Source organism: Mesorhizobium sp. INR15, assembly GCF_015500075.1.
Lineage (GTDB): Bacteria > Pseudomonadota > Alphaproteobacteria > Rhizobiales > Rhizobiaceae > Mesorhizobium.
The window spans coordinates 2,343,982-2,362,326 of sequence record NZ_CP045496.1 but is presented as its reverse complement, the minus strand read 5'-3'; the positions used below and the strand labels follow the sequence as shown (position 1 = coordinate 2,362,326).

The following is an 18,345-nucleotide window of genomic DNA, read 5'->3' as shown; positions in this document are numbered from 1 at the left end:
AAACTCGCGAGGCAGGTGCCGATGAAAGATGCTGGCGAAAACATCACCCCCATCGATCAATCGCGAAAACTGTCCGACGCCATCCGTGACGTGAAGAACGCTTTCGCCGACCGTGATGATGTTGTCGTCGACATGCGCGAGGCGCATCGCATGCGGCTCGAACTGCTGGCCGCCGAACTCGCGCCCGTCTTTGCCGACGTGCCCGCCGACATGGACAATTTCGATTTCGCCGTTTCATCCGGGCTGCAGCCACGGCTGTGGATCGACGCCGTCAGCCATGTCGCGATGGGACGCGACCGCCGTACCTACCGCTTCCTCAGGGACACCCGCATCGGCCGCATCGTACTGGCCGAATCAACCGAGATGAAACCCGTCGCCGATCAGGTGACGCGCTACGTCGCCGAGCGCGTCGTCGAGCGCCAGAGAATGATGGAAGGTGGGGTTGAGAACCCCATCGCCAGCATGACGCGCGCGGCGGTGCAGGAGGCCGAGCCGCCGCTCCGGGCCACAACACGCGGCAAGGCATGGTCGGCCGTGCTGTCTGGCCTTGGCCTGATCGCCGCCGGCGCGCTGGTCGGGTTGGCGGTCGCGGTCGTGCTGTTCTGGGACCGCATCATGGCAATGAAAATCAGCTTCTGAGCAAAGGCGACTGCGGGCCGAGTTCGAGCGTCTGCAGATCGGAGGGTGGCGTCGCCGGGCCGGTCAGGCCGCGCCGGGTCAGCCTGATTTGCCAATTCCCGCCTTCGCCGTCGATGTCGAGCAGATTGTATTGTGCCGCCGGGTGCTTGCCGCCCGGCGCCTGGCCGGCCGCCGCAACTCCGACCACCGGGATTTTCACGCCACGCCCGCCCATGAAGGACAGCGACGGCAGATGCGAATGCCCGTGCAGGACAAGCTCGGCGCCATGGCGCCGAACGATCTTGTGGAAGCGGGCAATGCCGAACAGCCGCTTGTGCTGCGGAACGGCGCCACGGACCGGCGGGTGATGGATCATGATCACTCGAAACAGGCCCTGGCTGGCCGTGGCATCAAGCACTTTTCCCAGCCTCTTCGCTTGCCCCTCCATGAAGAAGCCATTGGCCATGAACGGCGCGGTCGCGCGCGCCGTCGAAACGCCGATCAGCGCGACATTGCCGCGCACCCGCAGATAGGGAAAGGCATTGCGGTCGACCGGCGTGTTGACCCCGTCGCCGGTCATCCATGGCGCCCAGGCGCGGCAGGTCTTGTCGAAGGCGCCGGGCACATAGGCGTCGTGATTTCCCGGAACAACAGACACGTCGTGCGGCGAACCCAGCGTCTCCAGCCAGTGCTTCGCCATCTCGATCTCGCCGTCGAGCGCCAGGTTGACCAGATCGCCGGTGACCGCGAGGTGGTCGGGTGTGCTCGCCTTCATGTCGGCAACGATCGTATCTATGACCGCGTCATGCATGTGGCGGCGGCGGTTGCGCTGCCAGTTGACGTAGCCGAGCACCCGCTTGGAGGCGAGATCGCGATAGGTTACATCGGGAAGCGGCCCCAGATGGACATCGGAAATATGCGCAAGCCTGAACATGCCTCCTTCATAGGTGACGGGCGTCCCGCTTTCCACTCAAGGTTTTCTTTCCGCCAAGGGTTTCGCAAATGATGCCCGATGATCGGGAAAAGGCCTTCCGCCAGACCGGCTGGGCTGGCCTCCGGGCGAAGCTGTTTCATCTCTATTTCGTGCTGAGGCGGCCAATGACTCTTGGCGTGCGCGGCCTGATCCACGACACATCAACCAACTCCATCTTCCTCATTCGCCACACCTATGTGCCCGGCTGGCAGCTTCCCGGCGGCGGCGTAGAGGCCGGCGAGACTCTGGCTGAAGCGCTGGCGCGAGAGCTGAGCGAGGAAGGCAACATCGAGCTGACCGCGCCGCCGGTGCTGAAATCGATGCATTTCAACCGACGGTCGAGCCGCCGCGACCATGTCGGCTTTTATCTGATCGAGCATTTCAGCCAGACCACGCCAAAGCTGCCCGATCACGAGATCGCCGAGGCCGGCTTCTTCCCGCTCGACCGTTTGCCGGAAGACACCACGCCGGCGACACTGCGGCGGATTGAAGAGATTTTTAGAAAACAGCCCGTCTCGGCATATTGGTAAGCTTACTTTCGCTGCCCGAAAGAACCTAAGCTCTAGTTCGGACCGGTTTTTTCGGGGAAAATCATGAGCAAAGACGATGTACAATCCGTAAGCGTTTTGCCATATGTTTGGTATTATACTATCATGACGTTCGTGCTGACTATTGTACTGGTGGTTGTATTGAATTTCTTACTGTCGCTTTCGGAAGACGCAATAAGAGCAGCTGGATTCATAATAACAATAGGGTCGACTATTTTTGCCTATTACAAATTTATTAAAGGAAATGGGCGGCTGTTAAATCGACAGGAATATTGGAGGATGGTCGCTCTCTCGACCTTGGGGGCCTGCTTGATCTCGGCATTGGAAGGTGGGTTAGCGTTGATGGGAGGAGCCGCGAAAGGCTTGGGCAATGTTCCCTTGGCTGTGTGGGCAGCAGGCGCTCTGTTTGGCTTCTTGCTGGTTTTTAGCATGAACGCTGCCGGATTTGGTGGCCGGTTTGGAAAGACCATGCTGAAAGCCGTACTTGCCAAGCGGGCCAAGGTCGACACCGAAACCTTCCGCTAGATCGCCGCCTTCACGCCGCCTTCTTGAATCGCACCCGATCATGCGGCGCCGCATAATCCAGGTCCGGCCCCACCGGCACGATCCGCGTCGGATTGATCGTTTCGTGGCTTGCGTAATAGTGCGCCTTGATGTGATGCAAATTCACGGTCCCCGCGACACCTGGCACGGAATAGAGATCGCGCAGATAGTTCGACAGGTTCGGATAATCGGCGATGCGGCGCAGGTTGCACTTGAAATGGCCGACATAGACCGGGTCGAAACGGACGAGCGTGGTGAACAGCCGCCAGTCAGCCTCGGTGAGGCGGTCGCCGACGAGATAACGCTGGTGCGATAGTCTCGCTTCCAGCGTGTCGAGCGCCGTGAACAGTTCGCCGAAAGCTGCTTCATATGCGGCCTGCGTGGTGGCGAAGCCGGCGCGGTAGACGCCGTTGTTGATGGCGGGATAGACCAGTGCATTGATCGCATCGATCTCGCCACGCAGGTCAACGGGATAGAAATCGAGACTGGCGTCACCCCACGTATCGAAGGCCGAATTCAGCATCCGGATGATTTCGGAGGATTCGTTGGAGACGATGGTCTGTTCCTTTTTGTCCCACAGAACCGGCACGGTTACGCGGCCGGAATAGCTTGGGTCCGCCTTGGTGTAGATCTGGCGCAGGAAATCGAGGCCGTGGAGCGTGTCGCCGGTGGCACCATCCTCAGGCAGGAATGTCCAGCCATCGGCACCCATGAAATGATGCACGACCGATACCGATATGACGTCTTCGAGCTTCTTCAGCGCGCGGAAAATCAGGGTCCGGTGCGCCCAGGGACAGGCAAGCGAGACATAGAGGTGATAGCGGCCGGGCTCGGCCTTGAAACCACGGCTGCGGCCTTCGGCCGGCACGCCGTCACGAGTGATCCAGTCGCGCCATTGCGACTGCGCCCGCACGAATTTGCCGCCGCTGTCCTTGGTGTCGTACCAGCGGTCCTGCCATTTTCCTTCGACCAGCAATCCCATGAAATATCCTTTCCTGCTTGCCCTCCAAGTAGGACGTCGGGCGGCCGCTCGGAATTCGCCTGGCGGTGAACAGATCGTCAAGCAGCCGGGACGCGACATGAAACCGCCGATTGCAGCGGCTGAAAATTGATGCTAGCGGACAATCCGCATGTTTGACTTTGCTTTGATCCGGATCGACCGACGACGAAAGGGCGCCCGCGCTTGATGAAGCGCTGACTGGCGAATGCCGCCGTTTGCGGCAAACCTTTACTCGTATACCGGAACGCGAAGACCATGAGCCTTGCCGACGTGAAATACCTGCCGGAAACCCCGGCGCATGATCCTGAAATCGACGCCATCAATGAACAGGCCTTTGGGCCTGGCCGTTTCGTGCTGGCTGCCTACAAGATCCGCGAAGCGGGTGGCCACGAGCGCTCGATGTCCTTCGTCGCTGTCGACGGCGACACGGTGATCGCCTCGGTGCGGATGACCCGCATCGCCGCCGGCGCCGGCCGCGCGCTGATGCTCGGCCCGCTTGCGGTGCGGCCGGCCTTCAAGAATCTCGGCATCGGCCGCCGTCTGGTGGCGATCGCGCTGGAGGCTGCCGCCAAGGCCCGTGTCCCTGCCGTGATGCTGGTCGGCGACGAACCCTATTACGGGCCGCTTGGCTTCAAGAGAATCCCGCGCGGGCAGATTTCCATGCCGCGCCCTGTCGATCTCGACCGGCTGCTGTCGCACGAGATCGTGCCCGGCGCGGTGGCTAAGCTTTCGGGCGAAGTCTGCCATGCCAGCCAGGCAAGGGTTGGCGAGCACGGCAACGCGATGGCTTGACCTGTCGCGTGCCACAACGAAGGATGTTGCCATGAACCCGAACGGCCAGATTGCAATCGTCACCGGCGGCGGCTCCGGCCTGGGCGAGGCTACCGCGCGCGCCCTTGCCGCCAAGGGTGCCCGGGTCGCCATTTTCGATGTCGGCATCGACCGCGCTGCAAAGGTGGCCGCCGATATCGGCGGCATCGCCATACAATGTGACGTCAGCAGCGCCGATAGCGGCGCGGCCGCGGTCGCCGAGGTTGCCGCCACGCTTGGCGCGCCGCGCCTCCTGGTCAATTGCGCCGGTGTCGCCATCGGCGTGAAGACGATCGGCAAGGACGGCCCGCACCCGCTCGACCAATACCGCAAGGTGATCGAGGTCAATCTGATCGGCACGTTCAACATGATCCGCCTCGTCGCCGATCAAGCCTCAAAGCTCGAACCATTGCAGGGCGGTGAGCGCGGCGTCATCGTCAACACCGCATCGGTCGCGGCCTATGATGGTCAGATCGGCCAGGCCGCCTATTCGGCGTCCAAGGGCGGTGTCGTCGGCATGACGCTGCCGGTGGCGCGTGATCTTGCCCGCTCCGGCATCCGCGTCTGCACCATCGCCCCTGGCATCTTCAAGACACCGATGATGGCCGGCATGCCGCAGGACGTGCAGGATTCGCTCGGCGCGGCCGTGCCCTTTCCGTCGCGGCTCGGCGAGCCTTCCGAATATGCGGCACTGGCGCTGCATATCATCGAGAACCAGATGCTCAATGGCGAAACCATCCGCCTCGACGGCGCCATCCGCATGGCGCCGAAATAACGGATCATGAACGCCGGCGTCTCCGACACGGCGAAGACCGGTCCGCTTGCCGGACTGAAGCTGATCGAGATGGCCGGGCTCGGCCCGGTGCCCCTGGCCGCGCTGATGCTTTCCGAGATGGGGGCGCAGGTGCTGCGCATCGAACGGGCCGATGCGAGCCGTCCGTTCATCCCAATTCCGGATGAATACAATATCGACCGTCACGGCCGCTCCATCCTGCGGATCGACCTGAAGCGTGCCGAAGGCGTTGAACTTGCCTTGCGCCTTGTCGAAAAGACCGACCTTCTGGTCGAGGGCTTTCGCCCTGGTGTCATGGAGCGGCTTGGCCTTGGCCCGGAGATTGCCCTTTCGCGCAACCCGGCACTGATCTACGGCCGCATGACCGGCTTCGGCCAGGACGGTCCGCTCGCCGGCCGCGCCGGCCACGACATCACCTACCTTGCCTATTCCGGCCTGCTGCACGCCATTGGCCACGCCGGCGGCCGCCCAGTCCCGCCGCTCAACCTCGTCGCCGACTATGGTGGCGGCGCCATGATGCTGATTGCCGGTGTGCTGGCGGCCCTCTTCCAGCGCTCGCGCTCCGGCAAGGGCCAGGTGATCGACGCGGCAATGGTCGAGGGTGCTTCGATGCTGGCAACGCCGTTGCACGCCTTCATCTCCGCTGGCCTGTGGGGCGGCCAGCGCGGCGAAAACCTGCTCGATTCCGGCGCTCCTTTCTACGACACCTATGAAACGGCGGACGGAAGGCACGTCGCAATTGGTTGCCTTGAGCCGCAATTCTTCGCCGAATTCGCCAGGCTGCTGCCACTAGACGAACGCTTCGTGCGTGGCCAGTACGACAGGATGCTGTGGCCGGAGCTGCGCGGCGCCATTGCCGACCGGGTCCGCCAGAAATCGCGCGACGAATGGGATCAGCTCTTTGCCGGGACTGACGCCTGCGTAGCGCCGGTGCTGTCCATGCGTGAAGCGAAGCACCACCCGCACAACCGGGCGCGCCACGCCTTCGTGACCGCGGGTGAATTCGAGCGCCCTGCCCCAGCGCCTCGCTTCTCGGGCTCTCAGCCGACACTTGCCACAATGCATACAGATGACGGTCTCTCGCCATTGACGGCGCTGGCGGATTTCGGCCTCGCGGAAGGCGAGATTGACGGCCTTGTCAAATCCGGTCTGATTGACCGATAACCGGATAAGAAAAATCAACTTAATGCATGTCGCCCAACGCAGGACCTGATTGGGAAGAACGGCACGCAGGCACGAGATGTGGTGAGCATTTTGACCGAGCAAAAGAAGGACGTGATCCGCGAGACCGATGCCGAGGCGATCAGGCTGGCCAGGACCTTGCTGCGCGGTGCGCGCTTCGGCGCGCTGGCGGTGATCGAACCGCAAACCGGTTCGCCGCTGGCCAGCAGGGTCGGCGTGGCCACCGACGTCGACGGCACGCCGCTAATCCTGGTGTCGATGCTGTCGGCCCATACCGGCGCCATCCTTGCCGATCCGCGCTGCTCCCTCTTGCTGGGTGAACCGGGCAAGGGCGACCCGCTGGCGCATCCGCGACTGACGCTGGTGTGCCGAGCGCGGCGGCTCGCACGCGGGTCCAGCGAACACGCCCAGGCCGAACGCCGTTACCTCAACCACAACCCCAAGGCGGCGCTTTATGCCGGGCTCGGCGACTTCTCCATCTTCCGCCTCGAACCGGAACGCGGCAGCCTCAATGGCGGCTTCGGCAAAGCCTATCTACTCGATTCCGCTGATCTTTTGACCGCGGGACCGATCGTGGCCGAGATCGCTGCCAGCGAACAATCCGCACTCGACCACATGAATGCCGACCACCTCGATGCGATCGCCGTCTATGCGGAGTATTTTGCCAAGGCCGCGAAAGGCAGTTGGACGGTTGCCGGTTTCGACGCCGACGGCATGGATCTGCTGTCGGGCGATGATGTTTGCCGGGTCTTTTTCCCGCAACCGTTGCAGGCAGCGCGAGAGCTCCGACACGTTTTGGTCGACATGGTGAAGCGCGGCCGGGCCACTGACCAGACCTAGACGCCGAGTTAATCGTGCCGGATCAAAAGCAGCTCTTGAGATTTGGCTAAAATGTTCTACCTTTGGCGGGTGACGCTGAATCGCCAGCGCCAACTCATAACTGAGTTTATGGAATCAGATGCCATTGCCCCCATGGCGTCTGGATGAACAAAAAGCATGGGGCATCGATGGTCTCGACAAAGCTAATTGACAACGCCGGACCGGCGGCCGAATTTCTGATGCTTATGGGCAATGAGAAGCGGCTGCTGATCATGAGCTATCTCGCCGACGGTGAAATGTCGGTTGGTGCCATTGCCGACAAGGTCATGTTGAGCCAGTCCGCATTGTCGCAGCATTTGGCCAAATTGCGGGCGCTCGACCTTGTCGAGACCCGCCGCGACCGGCAGATGATCTACTATTCCTGCAAATCGGACTCCGTGCGCGAACTGCTCGACATGCTGGACGGCATTTTCGGCAACGGCAAGGATGAGCTGGCGCAGATGGTGCACCGTTTGCGCCGCGCCGGAACTTGACCGACAGGCGCTCCAGCCGCTTACCTCGCCAGTGATTCCAGAGCGTTCTTTTTGTGCCTCCCGTAGAGGCGCGGGTTCTGCTCTGGAACTTTGAGCCGAGGAACGCATGGATCCAATCCGCATCGACGACCCGCGGGACCCGCGTATCGCTGCCTATCTCGACATCCGCGAGCGCGATCTTGCCGGCAGGCAGGGCCGCTTTGTCGCCGAGGGCAAGGTCGTGCTCGACATGCTGCTTTCAGGCCACCGCTTTTCAGCGGAATCGGTGCTGGTCCTCGAAAATCGCCTGGCCGGCCTCGAAGACATCTTGCGCAAGGCTCCGGCCGACCTTCCGGTCTATGTCGCGGCCAGCGAGGTCATGGACGGCATTGCCGGATTTCACATGCATCGCGGCATACTGGCCATCGGCCGCAAGGGCACGCCAATGGCGGCCGAGGCCTTGCTTGACACCTTACCGGCACGCGCGCTGGTCGTCGTGCTGGTCGGCATCGCCAACCATGACAATATGGGCTCGATCTTCCGCAACGCCGCTGCCTTCGGCGCGGATGCCGTGCTTCTGGACGAGACCTGCTGCGATCCGCTCTACCGCAAGGCGATCCGGGTGTCTGTTGGGGCCGCGCTGAAGATTCCCTTCGCGTCCTTTGCCGACACCGATGTCTTCACCGCGACGCTTGGCCGTCAAGGCTTTGAGCAGTTCGCGCTCTCGCCGCGCGGCCAGACCGACATTCGCGAAGCAAAACGGACGCAACGCCTGGCGCTGTATCTCGGCACCGAGGGTGAAGGCTTGCCCGAAAATCTGCTCAGCCGTCTTCACACGCTACGCATCAGCATGTCCGAAGGGTTCGACAGTCTGAATGTCGCCGCCGCGTCAGCCATCGCGCTGCATCATTTTTCGAGCTGTTGAACCTGCCAAAATCGATTTGTCTTTGGCGGCTCGGCAAGCCGCGTCGTGCCTTCAGCTTACTGACGCGGCCTTCTGCAAAGCCCGCACGCGATCGGCGATGCTGCGCCCGGCATTACCGGGCCGTTTTTCCTGCGGCGCATCAAGTGCCTTGGTGATCGGTGAATCCGGCCCTTCGAGCTTTGCCGTCAGGTTGACGACCTCTGCCGCCAGTTCGTTCATCTGTTCGCGCAAGGCGGCACTGGCGCCGCGCGGGTCATTGCCATTTTCAGGCATGGGCGCTTCCGAGGCGGCAAGCTCCGTCTTCAGTCTCTTGTTCTCGCGCGCCAGCGTCGTCAGTCTGGCCTCCAGCCGCTCGCGGTCGCCGTCGAGCTTGGCGATCGCCTGGTCGACATCGGTGCCTTGCGGGCGAACAAGGCGCGCCGGTGGCGCCGATTCCACAACGTCGCTCTTCGATTTTTCGCGAAGCCGCGCCATTTCCTTTTCACGCCGCTCGAGCTTGTCTTCGCGGTCGGCAAGCGTGGCCAGCAGGCGCTCGACCTTCTTGTCGAGATCGCCGGTCCTTTTCTTCTCGGCCTTCAAGGCATCACGGGTGGCTTTGCTTTCAGCAGCGGCCTCCTGGTTGCGCCGGTCAGTCTCCTTGCGCTGGCCGCGCAAGAGCGAAATATCGCTGGCGAGTTTCTGCAGATCGGATTCACGCGCCACCAGTTCGATCTGACGGCTGCTCGAGGAGAAGCTGGCATCATCATACATGTGCTCCAGCTTCTCGAGTTCGAGCGCGCGCTTTTCCAGTTTGCGTTCGGTTTCAGTGAGCCGGTCGGACAGGCGCTGCAATTCTTCCTCGCGCTGCCGCAGGGCTTCATTTTTGAGCCCGAGCTCGGAAAGCGCCTGATTCTTGTCCTGGCGCTCGACCGCCAGTCCCTTTAGCGACTCGCGGTTGCGGTTGATCTCGACCAGCTGCTCCGCCGATTTCTCGCGCAATGATTTGACGCTTATCTCAAGCCGGCGCGTCGTCATGGCGAACTCCGCCCGGATGCGGTCCTTGTCGGCCTGGATCTCGGCCTGCGTCAGCGGGATCGAGGCTTCGACGCGTCTGCGCGTCAAGCTGACGGCCCGGCGCCATATGGGTGGCGCGACCAACAGCGCCAGAAAGCCCGCGCAGAGGAAGCCGAGGGCAAAGAACAGAACCGACTGAACCAAAGGACTACCCGTTGTGGATTGGACCGCCAAATGCGTCGCGCGCTTGGACTGTGCCATGTTCGCATGGCGGAAATCCAGCGCCGCGGCAAGGTTTTGCCGCGGCGTATTCAGATCATCGGCTCAACGATGCGATAGAAGCACGCATCCGGTCAGAATGGATTCCAGGTGGCGCGCTCGGTCAGCTTGAGGTAGCCGAGATTGATGCCAAGCCGGGCGCCGACGCCGGTGCGGATCGGCACCAGCAGCACATTGTTGTTCTTCAGCACGTTGAAACCGACGCCCGCCACCACATAGGCTGAGCCGGCGACGCCGCCATAACGGTTGTAGAGATTGCTGACATCGTCGAGGTTGTAGACCAGCATCATCACCCGCGAGCCTTCGCCGCCGAAATCCCATCCAAGCGAAGGACCTTGCCAGAACACTTTATGGTCGCCGGCATTCTTGGTGTAGAGCTTGCCCTCACCGTAAGTCAGGCCGCCGATCACCGCTCCCGAGCCCTCTTCACCCAGGAGATAGCCGTTGGGCAGGCCATAGGAGGCGAAAATCTTCTCGACCACGGTGGCGAGCCCACCCGATGTCGCGCCGAAGAATTTGTGACCGGAATCAACAATCTCCTGAGCGGTATATTCCTGAGCCCGCAAGGCCGAGGTTGAAAAGACCAGAACGCCCATGAGCGCAATCGTCATTGTGACGACACGGAGAAAACTCCGGCCGGGAACGCCGCGGAAAAATTTCCGGTCGTAGAATCGGGAAACCATGCTTCCAATCTCCGTCAGGGAGCACTTTCGCCGACGCCTCTCATCCGTACGGTTCTTTAGGCGACCGTTAAGGATGACTGTTACGGGCAAACTATGCCGTAATTCTTTTTCAACCATTAAACTCCCACATGAAGATGGCGGTTCGAAGGCTGGTTTGGGGATCGCGCGTAACAGCAGCATGCGTGAACGCGCCATATGCCATGACGACAATTTTGGGTTTGTTGCCGCACGCACGGGCGCTGTGTATTCAGAAAGCCTCGGAAGAGAGCGTGATTCGTGTGGGCGGGCGCGACGATCGATCGCTCGGCTATGAGTAGTCAAATTTTTGCAGGGATTTTCGCCGATGGCCGAACTGTTCGCCCTTTCCGCCCCCGATCTTGCCGCGCTTTTGTGCAGCCGGGTCTGTCACGACATCATTTCGCCGGTCGGCGCCATAAACAACGGGCTCGAACTGCTCGATGAAGGCGGCGCCGACGAAGACGCCATGAAGCTGATTCGCCAGAGCGCCAAAAATGCCTCGGCCCGCCTGCAGTTCGCCCGCATCGCGTTTGGTGCCGCCGGCTCGGCTGGCATGCTGATCGACACCGGAGATGCCGAGGCCGTCGCCATCGGGTTTCTGAAGAACGAGAAGCCGGAGCTGATCTGGAACGGCATCCGCGCCCTGTTGCCCAAGAACAAGGTCAAGCTCTTGCTCAACCTGCTTCTGGTCGCCAATGCCGCCATTCCGCGCGGCGGCAAGCTGGTCGTCACGCTGGAAAACCTCGAGACCGAGCCGCGCTTTGCTCTGGCGGCGAGCGGCCCGATGCTGCGCGTGCCGCCGAAATTCCTCGAACTCCATTCCGGCCACAAGCCGGAAGAGCCGATCGATGCGCATTCCGTGCAGCCCTACTACACGCTGCTGCTGGCACGCGAGGCCAATATGACGATTTCGATCCACGCCACGGCGGAAGAGATCGTCCTGTCGGCGGCATGAGATCTTGCCGCTGATGCTGGCAAGTATTTTACAGCGAATATTTGCAATTCTGCTCTGATGGAATGAAGTGAGCTACGCCATCTCGATGATGCAAAAGCATTGTTGAAGAAGAGCTCGCAAAAAGCATCTTTGCAAAAATTTTACCTAACGGCTTTTCGGCTTCTTTACCAGATTGGCCTATGGTGCCAATCGGATGCCCTGACGCTACCGGATCGCCATCAGGCACAGAGGACCGGAAAATGAAACGCTGCATGTTCGTCGACGACTCAAGCGTCATCAGGAAAGTCGCGAAGCGCATCCTGGGCGGCTCCGACATGATGGTCATCGAAGCAGCAAGCGGACTTGATGCGCTGGAAATGTGCGCCGCCGATATGCCCGATGTCATCGTCGTCGATGGCGCTTTGCCAGACGTACAGGCGGTGGATCTGATCCGCCGTGTCCGCGCCATGGAAAGCCCTGTCGTACCCCAGATCCTGATTTCCCTGGTCGAGCTCGACATTGCCTCGATCATGCGCGCAAAGCGCGCCGGCGCCCAAGGCTATCTGCTGAAGCCGTTCAACCGGCCGCAGTTGCTTGAGCGCTTTCGCGCCTTGAAGATCGCGGCCTGAGGAAATTCCAGAAAAGGCTGAAGCGGTTCCTATCCGGAATTGCCTAATGACAGAAACGAGCGAGTCGGCGTTTCCGTGAACCGCTGAAAGCTGACCGCATATAAAAAACCCGGCCGAAGCCGGGTTTTTTGTCACGGTCGGTCAGGCGCCTCAGGCGCTGACGCGGATATCTTCCGGCTCGCGCAGCACATAGCCACGGCCCCAGACGGTCTCGATGTAATTCTGACCGCCGGATGCGGCGTCGAGCTTCTTGCGCAGCTTGCAGATGAAGACGTCGATGATCTTCAGTTCCGGCTCGTCCATACCGCCATAGAGGTGGTTGAGGAACATTTCCTTGGTGAGCGTGGTGCCCTTGCGGAGCGAGAGCAGCTCCAGCATCTGGTATTCCTTGCCGGTGAGGTGGACGCGCTGGCCGCCGACTTCGACGGTCTTGGCATCGAGGTTGACCACCAGGTCGCCAGTGGTGATGACCGACTGGGCATGGCCCTTGGAGCGCCGCACGATGGCGTGAATGCGGGCGACAAGCTCGTCCTTGTGGAACGGCTTGGTCATGTAGTCGTCAGCGCCGAAGCCGAGGCCGCGCACCTTGTCTTCGATTCCAGCCATGCCGGACAAGATAAGGATCGGCGTCTTCACCTTGGAGAGACGCAGCGTTCTCAAGACTTCGTAGCCCGACATGTCGGGCAGGTTGAGGTCGAGGAGAATGATGTCATAATCATACAGCTTGCCTAGATCGACGCCCTCTTCACCGAGGTCGGTCGTATAGACATTGAAACTTTCCGATTTCAGCATCAGCTCGATGCTTTGTGCGGTTGCACTGTCATCTTCTATCAGCAGAACACGCATTTCATTCCCCTTTTCTGCCGCCGGACCATTTCACGACCCGTCCAGGACCGGAGCAGTGGTTGCCTTGTGCAGAGGCTGCCATCGAATGGTTAACAAAACCTAATTTCCCGTCCAAAACGGTATCAGATTTTTTAACCCCTTTCTACACCCTCTTGAATCTAATAACGAATCACAGACCCAAATTCGTAATGCAACACATTAATAAACCGGACTAAGTGACTCCAGGGACTCATCAGCCGCGCTTCCGCTTCATGAGCCGGAATTTTTACCCGGCCTTAAGTCCTGACCCGTATGATTAACAATGCCCGTAAACGAATGGTTACCGCCGGCAAAAAACTTTAGGAATTTGTTTCCCATAGTTCGGGGAAAGCCGGTGGACACGGGTGACGCTTGGGCCTTTCCAAGTGGTTTGGACGATATGTGCGGGTGTGCGTTTCCGGGAGTACCGAATCATGAAGTCACGTGAAAACCTCGTTCGGCTGAAGCAGTTTCAGGTGAATGAGAAGCGGCGGCAGCTGCTGCAGCTCGACATGATGATCGCCGAGTTCGAGCGCATGGCCGTCGAACTGGAACTTCAGATCACCGCTGAAGAAAAGAAAGCCGGCATCACCGACATCAACCATTTCGCCTATCCGACCTTCGCCAAAGCAGCGCGCCTGCGCCGCGACAACCTCAGAAACTCCCAAGGCGACCTCGCTCAACAGCGAAGCGCTGCCGAATCACTACTCGGTGAAGCTGAAGCGGAGCTTTCCAAGGCGGAAATGCTGGAGTCGCGCGACACAAAGATCCGTGACGCGGAAATTGTCGGCCGCAGCGCCATGATTGGCTGAAAACAGACCCGGCGCGCATCCGAAGCGCCGCCAGTATCGTTTCAAACACAGCCGTCGGGGCGCCATGCTCGCGTCGGCCTATCAGGCCCGGACCTGGCGAACTCCCTTTTTTGAGCATGATCCGAGGTTCGCTGCCGATCTCTAAGCAGCCCAATTCCCTTGGCCATCCGCGGCGGCCCTCGCCCGAGCATCCCTAATGTCGGGGGCATGCTGTTCGGACCAGGACCGTATCTGCTGAAGCAATCCTGCCAAATTTTGACCGAGATCGGTCAACTCATACTCAACCCGCGGCGGAATGACCGGAAAGATTTCACGCCGCACGAGGCCATCACGCTCGAGCACGCGCAAAGTCTGCGTCAGCATTTTCGGCGTGATGCCTTCAAGCTTGCGGGCAAGCTCGCCATTGCGCTGCCGGCCTTTTCGCAGCGCACAGACCACCAGATAGACCCACTTGCTGGCAAGCACCTCCAGCACCGTGTGCGAAGGGCAGCTCCGCCGGAAAGCATCATAACCGAAGGGTGCGTCGAAATCACTATCCATGAGGTACCTATGTATCACAAAGGTACATACTGGACAACGGGATATTACTATCCAAATGATAGTGGCACCAATCAAGCAGGAGAGAGACAAATGCGTGCCATCACCCAGAACGCAGTTGGCGGCCCCGACGTCCTAATTGTCGCCGACCAGCCGGACCCCACGCCAAAGGCCGGCGAAGTGCTGGTCCGCGTCAAGGCAGCCGGCATCAACCCCGTCGATGTCGCGGTTCGCGCCGGGTACTACCCGCTGCTGGGCGAGCCGCCTTTCATTCTCGGCTGGGATATTTCAGGAACCGTCGAGGCAGTTGGCGCCGGCGTGGTCAATTTCAAGGTCGGCGACGACATGTTCGGCATGCCGCGCTTCCCCAGGCAGGCGGCAGCCTATGCCGAGCTGGCGGCCGTGCCTGCCGACGAAATAGCACTGAAGCCCAAGGCTGCCGATCACATCCAGACAGGGGCGCTGCCGCTTGCCGGCCTCACCGCCTGGCAGGGCCTTGTCCGCCACGGCGGGCTGAAGCAGGGCCAGCGCGTGCTGATCCATGCGGGCGCTGGGGGCGTCGGTCATCTGGCGGTGCAGATCGCCAAGGCGCGCGGCGCCTATGTCATCGCAACCGCCAGTCCCGAAAAGCTCGACTTCGTCCGCTCGCTCGGAGCCGACGAGGTCATTGACTACACCAAGGCCGATTTCACCCGAGAGGTTCGCGATATCGACCTGGCGCTGGAGCCGGTCGGCGGTGACCACGCCGATCAGTCATTGAAGGTGATCCGGGACGGCGGCACATTGGTGTCCTTGCTCAATGTCAACGACGCCACCAGGGCGCAGGCCAGCGCACGCGGCATCCGGGTCGAGCGCATGTCCGTTGTGCCTGACGGCGAAGGGTTGCGGGAACTCGGTCAACTGATCGACGCGGGGAAACTGGCCGTTCATGTCGCCAAGGCATTCCCGCTCGAACAGGCGGGCGCGGCGCACGCCTTTCTCGCCACCAGGCCGATCGGCAAGGTGGTGCTGGTGGCCTGAAGCCGAAAGAAAGGTAGAGAAAACCAAAAAGGGCGCGGTATTCCGCGCCCTTTTCTGGAATCTCAATTGTCAGTGCCGGTATTGCTGGATGCGCGTCGTGCGCAGTCCCGCAAGGCCATATTCGTCGATCGATGCCTGCCAGGACAGGAATTCCTCGGTTGTCAGCTTGTAGCGCTGACACGCCTCTTCCAGGCTCAAAAGCCCGCCACGCACTGCCGCAACGACCTCCGCCTTACGCCGGATGACCCAGCGACGCGTGTTCGTCGGCGGCAGATCGGCAATAGTAAGAGGGCTGCCGTCAGGCCCGATAACATATTTGACTCGCGGTCTAACCAGATCGGTCATCGTACTCTCTACAAAAAACTCAAAGACCCAATCCCCACCACGTTACCGCCACAGCTTTAAAAATTGCCTAAGCAGACCCTAATGACTAGGTAAGGATCATGAACGCCGCGTTAGTCTTTTCAGCGGCATTTGAAACACCTGCCGGCAGGGGCGCATTCTCCCGCGAAAAATCGGCCATCCGGCAAAGCTGGCGCAGCTGGAAAGCTTGACCTATATTGTCACGATTGGCATTCAAGCGCCGAGCAGAACGAAAGAACCATGAACAGCCTCGACCTTCCCGAACGCCCCGAAACCACCCGCATCGTCGTCGCCATGTCGGGCGGTGTCGATTCATCGGTCGTCGCCGGCCTGTTGAAACGCGAGGGCTACGATGTCGTCGGCGTGACACTGCAGCTCTATGATCATGGCGCGGCGACACACCGCGCCGGATCGTGCTGCGCCGGCCAGGATATCGACGACGCCCGCCGCGTCTCTGAGACCTTGGGCATTCCGCATTATGTGCTCGACTATGAAGAGCGCTTCCGCAAGGCGGTGATCGATCCCTTCGCGGAGAGCTATGTCGCCGGCGAAACTCCGATCCCTTGCGTGTCGTGCAACCAGACGGTGAAGTTCGCCGATCTCCTGGCCACCGCCAAGGAACTTGGCGCCGACGCGCTGGCCACGGGCCATTATATCCGCTCCGGCACCAATGGCGCGCATCGCGCGCTGTTCCGGCCGGTCGACGCCGACCGCGACCAGAGCTATTTCCTGTTCGCCACCACGCAGGCGCAGATCGACTATCTGCGCTTCCCGCTCGGCGGCCTGTCGAAGCCGCAGGTCCGCGCCATTGCCGAGGAGATGGGGCTGACGGTCGCTGCCAAGCAGGACAGCCAGGACATCTGTTTCGTGCCGCAAGGCAAATATTCCGACATCATCGCCAAGCTGAAGCCGGCCGCTGCCAATCCGGGCGACATCGTTCATATCGATGGCCGCGTGCTTGGCCGTCATGAAGGCATCCTGCGCTACACGATCGGCCAGCGCCGCGGCATCGGCATTGCCTCGGGCGAGCCGCTCTACGTCGTCCATCTCGACGCCGACCGGGCTCGTGTGATCGTCGGTCCGCGCGAGGCGCTGGAGACGCACAAGATCTATCTGCGCAACATGAACTGGCTGGGCGACGGATCGCTGTCGGATGTGCCTGCCAGTGGCCTGGAACTGTTTGCCAAGGTGCGCTCGACGCGCCCGCCGCGCCCTGCCGTGCTGCATCATCGCGCCGGTGCCACCTGGGTGGAACTGGCCGATGGTGAGTCCGGCATCGCGCCCGGGCAGGCCTGCGTGCTCTATTCCGATGACGGCAACGAGGCCCGCGTTTTCGGCGGCGGCTTCATCGAGCGCTCGGAGCGTGGCGCCGAGGCCGAGGCTATGCTGAGCCGGCTCGCCGCCCGCCCTGTGCAAATCCCCGCGGAATAATCAGCCAGGCTTCAGGAATTTGATTTGGTGTGCGTGATCGTGCCGGCGGTCAGGATGCGTAGCACCCTGATGGCTTCCTCACCGCTGGTGCGCGGTTCGGCGCGTGTCTCGATACACTGGATGAAGTGCTCGAGTTCCCGCGTCAGCGGCATGCCTTGCGCGACCGATACGTAGGACGGCTCATTGGTGGTAAAGGCCCATTGGCCGCTGTCCTGCCACACGGCGTGGCGATAGACGGCTAGCTTGCGCTCCCATGGTTCGACGTCGTCAAACACCGCCATCGCCTTGGTGCCGACCACGGTCAGCCGCCGCTCGCGATAGGGATTGAGCCGCGACGCGAACAGGTGGCTGCGCAAACCGTTGGGAAAGCGCATGTGCAGATGCGCGAAGTCGCTGAGATTGTCGAGGAGGGCGGCGCCCTCGCCGCGCACCTCAACCGGTTCGGTGCCGGTAATGGCCAGGATCATCGACAGGTCGTGCGGCGCCAGATCCCACAATGCATCATTCTCGGTGTGGAATTTGCCCAGGCCCAGCCGATGCGAATGGATATAGCGGACTTCACCGAGTTCGCCCTTGTCGATCAGCCCCTTCAGCGTCTCGAATGCGGGATGATAGCGCAGCACATGACCAACCATGAAAACGCGGCCATTGTCCTTGGCCGCCTGCACCGCGCGTTCCGCATCCACCACCGTCAGCGCGATCGGCTTTTCAACCAGCACGTCCTTGCCGCCCTCGACCGCACGCACGGCCATGTCGGCGTGGAGTTGCGGCGGCAGCGCCATGACGATGGCGTCGATGTCGTCACGGACGAAAAGCTGCTCGGGTTCGATCGCCAGGCAGTCTTGTTCGCTGGCAAAGCCTTCGGCGCGTGCACGGTTGAGGTCGGAGACCGCGTGCAGCGCGCCAAGCGCCTTGAGGGTGCGGATGTGGTTTGAGCCCCAGTATCCGCAACCGAGGACTGCGATGCGCGGTTTCATTCTGTTCAAACTCTAAAAACTCTTGGCCGAGACATAGCGGCGCGCCCCGCCGAACTCAACCCCGGCAGCCGTGCGCAAATGT

General features: G+C 61.2%; 22 protein-coding genes. 14 read left to right on the top strand and 8 right to left on the bottom strand.

Features of this window, described 5'->3' with window-relative positions; translation table 11 throughout:
* Positions 1-21: 21 nt before the first annotated feature.
* The gene (locus GA829_RS11460; RefSeq protein ID WP_195178605.1) at positions 22-639 is read left to right on the top strand and encodes a hypothetical protein; all 618 of its coding nucleotides are present in this window, start codon (positions 22-24) and stop codon (positions 637-639) included.
* On the opposite strand, the gene GA829_RS11455 is transcribed toward GA829_RS11460, so the two are convergent.
* Complete coding sequence (locus GA829_RS11455) at positions 629-1,552, bottom strand: metallophosphoesterase family protein (RefSeq protein ID WP_195178604.1); 924 nt, start codon at positions 1,550-1,552, stop codon at positions 629-631. The two genes, GA829_RS11460 and GA829_RS11455, sit on opposite strands and share 11 nt — an antisense overlap.
* 71 nt (positions 1,553-1,623) lie before the next feature.
* Between GA829_RS11455 and GA829_RS11450 the strand changes: the two genes are divergently transcribed.
* Entirely contained in the window at positions 1,624-2,121 is a 498-nt protein-coding gene (locus GA829_RS11450; protein WP_195179605.1) for an NUDIX domain-containing protein, read from the top strand.
* 63 nt (positions 2,122-2,184) lie between these two features.
* Positions 2,185-2,664 carry an ABZJ_00895 family protein gene (locus tag GA829_RS11445; protein WP_195178603.1) on the top strand — a complete coding sequence of 160 codons (480 nt, stop codon included), beginning with the start codon at positions 2,185-2,187 and terminating at the stop codon, positions 2,662-2,664.
* 10 nt (positions 2,665-2,674) lie between these two features.
* Here the strand turns inward: GA829_RS11445 and GA829_RS11440 are convergent, their stop codons facing one another.
* Positions 2,675-3,664 carry a glutathione S-transferase family protein gene (locus GA829_RS11440; protein WP_195178602.1) on the bottom strand — a complete coding sequence of 330 codons (990 nt, stop codon included), beginning with the start codon at positions 3,662-3,664 and terminating at the stop codon, positions 2,675-2,677.
* A 273-nt stretch (positions 3,665-3,937) separates the two neighbouring features.
* On the opposite strand from GA829_RS11440, the gene GA829_RS11435 reads away from it, so the two are divergent.
* The 6 genes from GA829_RS11435 to GA829_RS11410 all read left to right on the top strand — a co-directional run bounded on the left by GA829_RS11435 (position 3,938) and on the right by GA829_RS11410 (position 8,723).
* A complete protein-coding gene (locus GA829_RS11435; protein WP_195178601.1) occupies positions 3,938-4,474 on the top strand; it encodes a GNAT family N-acetyltransferase in 537 nt (178 codons plus the stop codon).
* 31 nt (positions 4,475-4,505) lie between these two features.
* The gene (locus GA829_RS11430) at positions 4,506-5,267 is read left to right on the top strand and encodes a 3-hydroxyacyl-CoA dehydrogenase (RefSeq protein ID WP_195178600.1); all 762 of its coding nucleotides are present in this window, start codon (positions 4,506-4,508) and stop codon (positions 5,265-5,267) included.
* Positions 5,268-5,273: 6 nt separating this feature from the next.
* Positions 5,274-6,449, top strand: coding sequence for a CaiB/BaiF CoA transferase family protein (locus GA829_RS11425; RefSeq protein ID WP_195178599.1), 1,176 nt, complete (start codon positions 5,274-5,276; stop codon positions 6,447-6,449).
* 90 nt (positions 6,450-6,539) lie between these two features.
* Entirely contained in the window at positions 6,540-7,307 is a 768-nt protein-coding gene (locus GA829_RS11420; protein ID WP_195179604.1) for a HugZ family pyridoxamine 5'-phosphate oxidase, read from the top strand.
* Positions 7,308-7,474: 167 nt separating this feature from the next.
* On the top strand, positions 7,475-7,819 hold the full coding sequence (locus GA829_RS11415) for an ArsR/SmtB family transcription factor (protein WP_195179603.1): 345 nt from the start codon (positions 7,475-7,477) through the stop codon (positions 7,817-7,819).
* 106 nt (positions 7,820-7,925) lie between these two features.
* Positions 7,926-8,723: a TrmH family RNA methyltransferase gene (locus GA829_RS11410; protein WP_195178598.1), complete on the top strand. Its 798-nt coding sequence runs from the start codon at positions 7,926-7,928 to the stop codon at positions 8,721-8,723.
* 51 nt (positions 8,724-8,774) lie between these two features.
* On the opposite strand, the gene GA829_RS11405 is transcribed toward GA829_RS11410, so the two are convergent.
* Together GA829_RS11405 and GA829_RS11400 are read right to left on the bottom strand one after the other, a co-directional pair.
* Positions 8,775-9,920 carry a coiled-coil domain-containing protein gene (locus tag GA829_RS11405; RefSeq protein WP_195178597.1) on the bottom strand — a complete coding sequence of 382 codons (1,146 nt, stop codon included), beginning with the start codon at positions 9,918-9,920 and terminating at the stop codon, positions 8,775-8,777.
* Positions 9,921-10,069: 149 nt separating this feature from the next.
* Complete coding sequence (locus GA829_RS11400; RefSeq protein WP_258052253.1) at positions 10,070-10,606, bottom strand: DUF1134 domain-containing protein; 537 nt, start codon at positions 10,604-10,606, stop codon at positions 10,070-10,072.
* A gap of 415 nt (positions 10,607-11,021) precedes the next feature.
* On the opposite strand from GA829_RS11400, the gene chpT reads away from it, so the two are divergent.
* A complete protein-coding gene (gene chpT, locus GA829_RS11395) occupies positions 11,022-11,651 on the top strand; it encodes a histidine phosphotransferase ChpT (RefSeq protein ID WP_195178595.1) in 630 nt (209 codons plus the stop codon).
* A 239-nt stretch (positions 11,652-11,890) separates the two neighbouring features.
* Complete coding sequence (locus GA829_RS11390; RefSeq protein WP_195178594.1) at positions 11,891-12,259, top strand: response regulator; 369 nt, start codon at positions 11,891-11,893, stop codon at positions 12,257-12,259.
* Between the two features lie 150 nt (positions 12,260-12,409).
* Here the strand turns inward: GA829_RS11390 and ctrA are convergent, their stop codons facing one another.
* The gene (gene ctrA / locus GA829_RS11385) at positions 12,410-13,105 is read right to left on the bottom strand and encodes a response regulator transcription factor CtrA (protein WP_006203583.1); all 696 of its coding nucleotides are present in this window, start codon (positions 13,103-13,105) and stop codon (positions 12,410-12,412) included.
* A 452-nt stretch (positions 13,106-13,557) separates the two neighbouring features.
* On the opposite strand from ctrA, the gene GA829_RS11380 reads away from it, so the two are divergent.
* Positions 13,558-13,935, top strand: coding sequence for a flagellar export protein FliJ (locus GA829_RS11380; RefSeq protein ID WP_195179602.1), 378 nt, complete (start codon positions 13,558-13,560; stop codon positions 13,933-13,935).
* A gap of 141 nt (positions 13,936-14,076) precedes the next feature.
* On the opposite strand, the gene GA829_RS11375 is transcribed toward GA829_RS11380, so the two are convergent.
* Positions 14,077-14,475, bottom strand: coding sequence for a winged helix-turn-helix transcriptional regulator (locus GA829_RS11375; RefSeq protein WP_195178593.1), 399 nt, complete (start codon positions 14,473-14,475; stop codon positions 14,077-14,079).
* A 90-nt stretch (positions 14,476-14,565) separates the two neighbouring features.
* Between GA829_RS11375 and GA829_RS11370 the strand changes: the two genes are divergently transcribed.
* Positions 14,566-15,492, top strand: coding sequence for an NADP-dependent oxidoreductase (locus tag GA829_RS11370; protein ID WP_195178592.1), 927 nt, complete (start codon positions 14,566-14,568; stop codon positions 15,490-15,492).
* 69 nt (positions 15,493-15,561) lie between these two features.
* Here the strand turns inward: GA829_RS11370 and sciP are convergent, their stop codons facing one another.
* Complete coding sequence (gene sciP / locus GA829_RS11365; protein ID WP_006203587.1) at positions 15,562-15,837, bottom strand: CtrA inhibitor SciP; 276 nt, start codon at positions 15,835-15,837, stop codon at positions 15,562-15,564.
* A gap of 258 nt (positions 15,838-16,095) precedes the next feature.
* On the opposite strand from sciP, the gene mnmA reads away from it, so the two are divergent.
* Positions 16,096-17,286: a tRNA 2-thiouridine(34) synthase MnmA gene (mnmA, locus tag GA829_RS11360; RefSeq protein ID WP_195178591.1), complete on the top strand. Its 1,191-nt coding sequence runs from the start codon at positions 16,096-16,098 to the stop codon at positions 17,284-17,286.
* An 11-nt stretch (positions 17,287-17,297) separates the two neighbouring features.
* On the opposite strand, the gene GA829_RS11355 is transcribed toward mnmA, so the two are convergent.
* The gene (locus tag GA829_RS11355; protein WP_195178590.1) at positions 17,298-18,263 is read right to left on the bottom strand and encodes a Gfo/Idh/MocA family protein; all 966 of its coding nucleotides are present in this window, start codon (positions 18,261-18,263) and stop codon (positions 17,298-17,300) included.
* Positions 18,264-18,345: the final 82 nt, after the last annotated feature.

What these genes read in the sequence shown, in the direction of transcription:
- mnmA (WP_195178591.1), top strand. Translation starts at nt 16,096, where the DNA reads ATGAACAGCCTCGACCTTCCCGAACGCCCCGAAACCACCCGCATCGTC.
- chpT (WP_195178595.1), top strand. Translation starts at nt 11,022, where the DNA reads ATGGCCGAACTGTTCGCCCTTTCCGCCCCCGATCTTGCCGCGCTTTTG.
- GA829_RS11370 (WP_195178592.1), top strand. Translation starts at nt 14,566, where the DNA reads ATGCGTGCCATCACCCAGAACGCAGTTGGCGGCCCCGACGTCCTAATT.
- GA829_RS11430 (WP_195178600.1), top strand. Translation starts at nt 4,506, where the DNA reads ATGAACCCGAACGGCCAGATTGCAATCGTCACCGGCGGCGGCTCCGGC.
- GA829_RS11375 (WP_195178593.1), bottom strand. Translation starts at nt 14,475, where the DNA reads ATGGATAGTGATTTCGACGCACCCTTCGGTTATGATGCTTTCCGGCGG.
- GA829_RS11455 (WP_195178604.1), bottom strand. Translation starts at nt 1,552, where the DNA reads ATGTTCAGGCTTGCGCATATTTCCGATGTCCATCTGGGGCCGCTTCCC.
- sciP (WP_006203587.1), bottom strand. Translation starts at nt 15,837, where the DNA reads ATGACCGATCTGGTTAGACCGCGAGTCAAATATGTTATCGGGCCTGAC.
- GA829_RS11425 (WP_195178599.1), top strand. Translation starts at nt 5,274, where the DNA reads ATGAACGCCGGCGTCTCCGACACGGCGAAGACCGGTCCGCTTGCCGGA.
- ctrA (WP_006203583.1), bottom strand. Translation starts at nt 13,105, where the DNA reads ATGCGTGTTCTGCTGATAGAAGATGACAGTGCAACCGCACAAAGCATC.
- GA829_RS11460 (WP_195178605.1), top strand. Translation starts at nt 22, where the DNA reads ATGAAAGATGCTGGCGAAAACATCACCCCCATCGATCAATCGCGAAAA.
- GA829_RS11440 (WP_195178602.1), bottom strand. Translation starts at nt 3,664, where the DNA reads ATGGGATTGCTGGTCGAAGGAAAATGGCAGGACCGCTGGTACGACACC.
- GA829_RS11450 (WP_195179605.1), top strand. Translation starts at nt 1,624, where the DNA reads ATGCCCGATGATCGGGAAAAGGCCTTCCGCCAGACCGGCTGGGCTGGC.
- GA829_RS11415 (WP_195179603.1), top strand. Translation starts at nt 7,475, where the DNA reads ATGGTCTCGACAAAGCTAATTGACAACGCCGGACCGGCGGCCGAATTT.
- GA829_RS11390 (WP_195178594.1), top strand. Translation starts at nt 11,891, where the DNA reads ATGAAACGCTGCATGTTCGTCGACGACTCAAGCGTCATCAGGAAAGTC.
- GA829_RS11355 (WP_195178590.1), bottom strand. Translation starts at nt 18,263, where the DNA reads ATGAAACCGCGCATCGCAGTCCTCGGTTGCGGATACTGGGGCTCAAAC.
- GA829_RS11445 (WP_195178603.1), top strand. Translation starts at nt 2,185, where the DNA reads ATGAGCAAAGACGATGTACAATCCGTAAGCGTTTTGCCATATGTTTGG.
- GA829_RS11400 (WP_258052253.1), bottom strand. Translation starts at nt 10,606, where the DNA reads ATGACGATTGCGCTCATGGGCGTTCTGGTCTTTTCAACCTCGGCCTTG.
- GA829_RS11380 (WP_195179602.1), top strand. Translation starts at nt 13,558, where the DNA reads ATGAAGTCACGTGAAAACCTCGTTCGGCTGAAGCAGTTTCAGGTGAAT.
- GA829_RS11410 (WP_195178598.1), top strand. Translation starts at nt 7,926, where the DNA reads ATGGATCCAATCCGCATCGACGACCCGCGGGACCCGCGTATCGCTGCC.
- GA829_RS11435 (WP_195178601.1), top strand. Translation starts at nt 3,938, where the DNA reads ATGAGCCTTGCCGACGTGAAATACCTGCCGGAAACCCCGGCGCATGAT.